This window comes from Pseudomonas sp. 43NM1 (genome assembly GCF_002836905.1).
In the GTDB taxonomy this organism is placed as follows: domain Bacteria; phylum Pseudomonadota; class Gammaproteobacteria; order Pseudomonadales; family Pseudomonadaceae; genus Aquipseudomonas; species Aquipseudomonas prosekii.
The window spans coordinates 1-5,710 of record NZ_MKGS01000078.1 but is presented as its reverse complement, the minus strand read 5'-3'; the positions used below and the strand labels follow the sequence as shown (position 1 = coordinate 5,710).

The window sequence follows — 5,710 nt, the reverse complement described above, 5'->3', positions numbered from 1 at the left end:
GGGTGCCTGAAGCCGGTTACCGCTCGGAGTATGAAGCCCGGGCTGATTTGCAGCGCTACGTGGTGCGCTACAACAACTTCAGGCTCCATAGCTACAACGATTACCGGTCACCGGTCGCCATGGAGAAAATGGCGGCGTGAAAAAACCGTAATTGGTGTCCAGGATTACTTGACCAGATCAAGCTTGCTCGCGATAGCGGTCTGACATTCAGCATCTGTGTTGAATGTTCAGCCGCCATCGCGAGCAGGCTCACTCCTACATTTGTTTTGCAGTGCACATAAATCTGAGCACAACAGAAATCCCCTGTAGGGGCCGAGCTCTTGGGGAAAGCCTTGCTTCTCCAAGGCCTCACCTGACTGGCGGTTATTGCCAGGAAAATGCCGAAAGAGTACAAATGTACTCCATGACGACTCTCACTCCCCGCCGTACTGCCATCCTGACTTTTATCCGTGATCGAATCGCGGAGCACGGTCAGTCGCCGAGCCTTGCTGAAATCAGCGAGGCTTTTGGTTTTGCCTCGCGCAGCGTGGCGCGCAAGCATGTGCTGGCGCTGACCGAAGCCGGTTTTATCGAGGTCAACCCGAATCAGGCGCGGGGCATTCGCTTGCTCGGGCAACCGCCGCGCCCCGAATTGCTGGACATCCCGGTGCTCGGTCGCGTAGCAGCGGGGGCGCCGATTGGTGCCGATGCCGAGGTCCACAGCCGTTTGCTGTTCGACCCGGCAATCTTCTCCCGCGTCCCGGATTACATGCTGCGGGTCCAGGGCGACTCGATGATCGAGGACGGCATCCTCGACGGTGATCTGGTAGGCGTACACCGCAATCCCGAGGCCTACAACGGGCAGATCGTGGTCGCGCGGCTCGACGGCGAAGTCACCATCAAGCGTTTCGAACGGGTCGGCGACAGCGTGCGACTGCTGCCGCGCAACCCGGCTTATAAGCCGATCATCGTCGATGCCGATCAGGACCTGGCCATCGAAGGCGTGTTCTGCGGTCTGGTGAGGCAAGGATGATGGGCGCCGTCGTTGCGTTGGATACGCTGTTCAATGGCGGCCAGGTCTGGAAGGGCCGTCCTGCGCCACCGGCCGTCAGCCCGCAACCCACCGGGCATGCGGCGCTGGATGCGGCGTTGCCGAGCGGTGGCTGGCCGGAAGCGGCGCTGACCGAAATCCTCCTGAGCGGGCAGGGCGTCGGCGAATTGCAATTGGTGTGGCCGGCGCTGGCACGGCTGGCGGCGGCGGGCGAGCGCATCGTGCTGATCGCGCCGCCCTACGTACCGTATCCGCAAGCCTGGCAGAACGCCGGAGTCGATCTGCGCCAGTTGTCGATCATTCAGGCCAGTGAACGCGATGCCCTGTGGGCGGCGGAACAATGCCTGCGCTCGGGCAGTTGCGGCGCGGTCCTGTGTTGGCCGCACAAGGCCGATGACCGCGCGTTGCGACGCTTGCAGGTAGCAGCGGAAACCGGCTCGACCCTGGCGTTTGCCTACCGCTCGATGGCCGAAGCGGTCAACCCCTCGCCGGCAGCGCTGCGCATTGCCATCGACGCCAAACCTGCGCAATTGCGAGTGCTCAAGTGCCGGGGCGGATTGGCGCGCACGGCGCCGATTGCCTTCGCGATGGGACATTGAGGTTACCATGCGCTGGGTGTGCATTCTTTTCCCGCAATTGGCGCTGGACGCGGTACTGCGTCAGCGTCCCGACCCCGATGAGCCGCTGGCGCTGCTGATCGGCCCGGCCCAGCGTCGGGTGTTGCAAGCGGTCAACGCCTCGGCCCGCGCGCTCGGTTTGCGCCCCGGCCAGTCAATGACCGCCGCTCAGGCATTGAGCAAAGGTTTTGTCACGGCGGAATACGACGCCGCCGAAATCGAACACTGGCAGCAATTTCTCGCCGCGTGGGCCTATCGCTTCAGTTCCCAGGTCAGCGTGCATTACCCGCGTGCCGTGGTATTTGAAATCGAGTCGAGCCTGGGCCTGTTCGGCGCGTGGCCACAATTTGAAGCGCGATTGCGCAGCGAACTCGCCGAACTGGGCTTTCGTCATCGCATCGTCGCCGCACCCAATCCCGTGGCGGCGCGGGTGCTGGCCAATGTCTATGACGGGCTGGTGGTGCCGGACGATCAGGCCTTGCGTTATCACCTGGGGCAATTGCCGGTCGACCGCATCGCCCTCGAATCCTCAGTGGCCACGGCGTTGTCGCGCATGGGCCTGCGCACCTTGAGCCAGGTTCAGGCATTGCCGCGCCATACCCTGGCCCGGCGTTTCGAGGCCCAGGTGCTCAAGCATCTGGACGCCTTGCTCGGTTTACGCCACTTGGCCCTGGCGTTTTACCTGCCGCCGGATCGGTTTGATGTGCGCATCGAACTCAATTTCGACGTGCAATCCCATCAGGCACTGCTGTTCCCCTTGCGTCGCTTGACCGGCGATCTGTCGGCATTCCTTTGCGGTCGGGACAGCGGCGTGCAGCGTTTCGACCTGCATCTGGAGCACGCCGGGTTGCCGGACACAGTGATCAAGGTCGGCCTGCTCAGCGCCGAGCGCGATCCGGCGATGCTCTTCGAACTGGCGCGCGGGCGCTTGGAGCAAGTGCAGGTCGAGGCTCCGGTGCGCGGTTTTCGCTTGTCTGCCGAAGACCTGCCGAGTTTCGTGCCGCAGCGTCAGGAACTGTTCGACGACCGCCCGCAGCAGTCCTTGCCCTGGGAGCAATTACGCGAACGCCTGCGGGCGCGGTTGGGCGACGAAGCGGTGCAGGGTTTACGTTTTCAGGCCGATCACCGACCCGAATGCACGTGGCAAACCAGTGTCGACAACCAGCCCTGCGGCGGGCTGCCGGGGGTGCAGCGGCCGGGCTGGCTGCTGACCGAGCCGATGGCCGTCCACGAAGGCTCGGCGCGTATTCTCATGGGCCCGGAACGCATCGAGTCCGGTTGGTGGGACGGCGCCGATGTGCGCCGCGATTATTACCTGATCCAGACCCGCGCCGGCCAACAGGGCTGGGCTTATCGCGCGGTGGGTGAGGGCGGTCCGCTGTGGCTGCAAGGCTGGTTCGCATGAGCATCGACGCTGCCAAATATGCTGACTGTAGCGGCTATGCCGAACTGCATTGCCTGTCGAACTTCAGCTTCCAGCGCGGCGCATCCAGTGCGCTGGAATTGTTTCAACGGGCGAAACGCCAGGGTTATCAGGCCTTGGCGATCACCGATGAATGCACCTTGTCCGGGATTGTCCGGGCCTGGCAAGCGGCGAAATCCGTCGAACTGCCGCTGATCATCGGCAGCGAGATTCGCATCGAGGACGGGCCGAAGCTGGTGCTGCTGGTGGAAAACCTCGAGGGTTATCAGGCGTTGTGCCGTTTGATCACCCGCGCCCGCCGCCGCACGCAAAAAGGCCAGTACCAAGTGCTGCGCGAGGATTTCAGCGAGCCGTTGCCGGGGCTGTTGGCGTTGTGGGTGCCGGACGCGGTCGATGATTTTGCCAGCGGTGATTGGCTCAAGCAGACCTTTGCCGAACGCCTGTGGCTGGCGGTCCAGTTGCATTGCGGGCAGGACGACAGCCGCCGCTTGAACGATTTGTTGCTGCTGGCCAGAGAGTTGCGCATCCCGGCGGTGGCCAGCGGCGATGTGCACATGCACGCCCGTGGCCGGCGCGCGTTGCAGGACACCATGACCGCGATCCGCCATCACCTGCCGGTGGCGGCGGCGGGTTTGCGTTTGCACCCCAACGGCGAGCGGCATTTGCGCAGCCTCGACGCGCTGCAATCGATTTATCCGCAAGCGCTGCTCGATGAAACGCGGGTGATTGCCCGGCGCTGCACGTTCGACCTGGGGCAATTGCGCTACCAATACCCCCGCGAGTTGGTGCCGCACGGCCAGACGGCGACTTCATGGCTGCGGCATTTGACCGAAGAAGGCATCAAGTGGCGCTGGCCCAAGGCGCCGCAAGCCAAGGTACTGGCGCAGATTGATAAAGAGCTGGAGCTGATTGCCGAGCTGGGCTACGAGAGCTATTTCCTCACGGTTCACGACATCGTCCGTTACGCCCGCGAACAGAAAATCCTTTGTCAGGGCCGTGGTTCGGCAGCCAACTCGGCCGTGTGTTTTGCCTTGGGCATTACCGAAATCGATCCGGATCGCACCACGTTGCTGTTCGAGCGCTTTCTGTCGAAGGAGCGCAACGAGCCGCCGGACATCGACGTCGATTTCGAGCACGAGCGCCGCGAAGAAGTTTTGCAGTATGTGTTCCAGCGTTACGGCCGCAGCCGCGCAGCGTTGACCGCGGTGGTCAGCACTTATCACGCGGCTGGCGCGGTGCGCGATGTCGCCAAGGCATTGGGTTTGCCGCCGGACCAAGTGAATGCGCTGGCCGATTGCTGCGGTCACTGGAGCGACAAGACGCCGCCCGTCGAGCGCTTGCGTGAAGGCGGTTTTGACCCCGAGAGCCCGGTCCTGCATAGGGTGTTGAGCCTGACTGCGCAGTTGATCGGTTTTCCCCGTCACCTGTCCCAGCATCCCGGCGGCTTCGTTATTTCCGAGCAGCCGCTGGACACGCTGGTGCCAGTGGAAAACGCGGCGATGGCCGAGCGCACGATTATCCAGTGGGACAAGGATGACCTCGACGCGGTCGGCCTGCTCAAGGTCGATATCCTCGCGCTGGGCATGCTCAGCGCAATCCGCCGCTGCTTCGATCTGCTGCGCCGGCACCGCAATCTGGACTTGAGCCTGGCGACGGTGCCCGCCGAAGACTCGCTGACCTACGACATGATTGGCCGGGCGGACACGGTCGGCGTCTTTCAGATTGAATCCCGGGCGCAGATGTCGATGCTGCCACGGCTCAAACCGCGCGAATTCTATGACTTGGTGATCGAGGTGGCGATCGTCCGTCCGGGGCCGATCCAGGGCGGCATGGTGCACCCGTACCTGCGCCGTCGAAACAAGCAGGAACCCGAAATCTATCCATCGCCAGCCCTGGAAGTGGTGCTCAAACGCACCTTGGGCGTGCCGCTGTTTCAGGAACAGGTGATGCAGATCGCCATCGTCGCCGCCGACTACAGCCCCGGCGAGGCCGATCAGTTGCGCCGCTCCATGGCGGCGTGGAAACGTCACGGCGGACTGGAACCGCACAAGGAACGCCTCGCCGCCGGGATGAAAAAGAACGGCTACACCGCAGAATTCGCCGCGCAGCTTTTCGAACAGATCAAAGGCTTCGGCAGCTACGGTTTTCCCGAATCTCACGCCGCCAGTTTTGCCCTGCTGACCTACGCCAGTTGCTGGCTCAAATGCCACGAACCTGCGGCGTTCGCTTGTGCGCTGATCAATAGCTGGCCGATGGGTTTTTACAACCCGGACCAGATTCTGCAGGACGCCCGCCGGCATCATTTGCAGATTCGCCCGGTGGACGTGCGCGCCAGCGACTGGGATTGCAGCCTGGAACCGATCAGCGGCGCGCAACCGGCGATTCGCATGGGTTTGCGGATGATCAAGGGGTTTCGCGAAGACGATGCCCGACGCATCGAGGCGGCGCGGTCGAGGGGGGCCTTTGTCGATGTCGCCGACCTGGGCGAACGTGCGCAACTCGACGCCCGCGCCCAGGAGCAATTGGCGGATGCCGGGGCCCTGCGCGGGTTGGCCGGGGATCGTCATCGGGCGCGCTGGGAAGTGGCGGGGGTACAGAAGCAGCTCGGGTTGTTTGCCGGTTTACCGAGTCAGGAAGAGG

General features: G+C 63.3%; 4 protein-coding genes. All 4 read left to right on the top strand.

What is annotated here, in order from left to right; genetic code table 11:
• The first annotated feature begins 394 nt into the window (after window positions 1-394).
• Window positions 395-1,012, top strand: coding sequence for a transcriptional repressor LexA (lexA, locus tag BI292_RS08520; RefSeq protein ID WP_092269407.1), 618 nt, complete (start codon window positions 395-397; stop codon window positions 1,010-1,012).
• Window positions 1,012-1,629: a translesion DNA synthesis-associated protein ImuA gene (gene imuA / locus BI292_RS08515; RefSeq protein WP_092269404.1), complete on the top strand. Its 618-nt coding sequence runs from the start codon at window positions 1,012-1,014 to the stop codon at window positions 1,627-1,629. Before lexA ends, imuA begins: the two co-directional genes overlap by 1 nt.
• A gap of 7 nt (window positions 1,630-1,636) precedes the next feature.
• Entirely contained in the window at window positions 1,637-3,052 is a 1,416-nt protein-coding gene (locus tag BI292_RS08510) for a DNA polymerase Y family protein (RefSeq protein ID WP_101207608.1), read from the top strand.
• Window positions 3,028-5,710 (top strand): error-prone DNA polymerase (locus BI292_RS08505; RefSeq protein ID WP_371918715.1); only part of this gene is annotated, 2,683 nt, incomplete at its 3' end. The genes BI292_RS08510 and BI292_RS08505, both read left to right, overlap by 25 nt.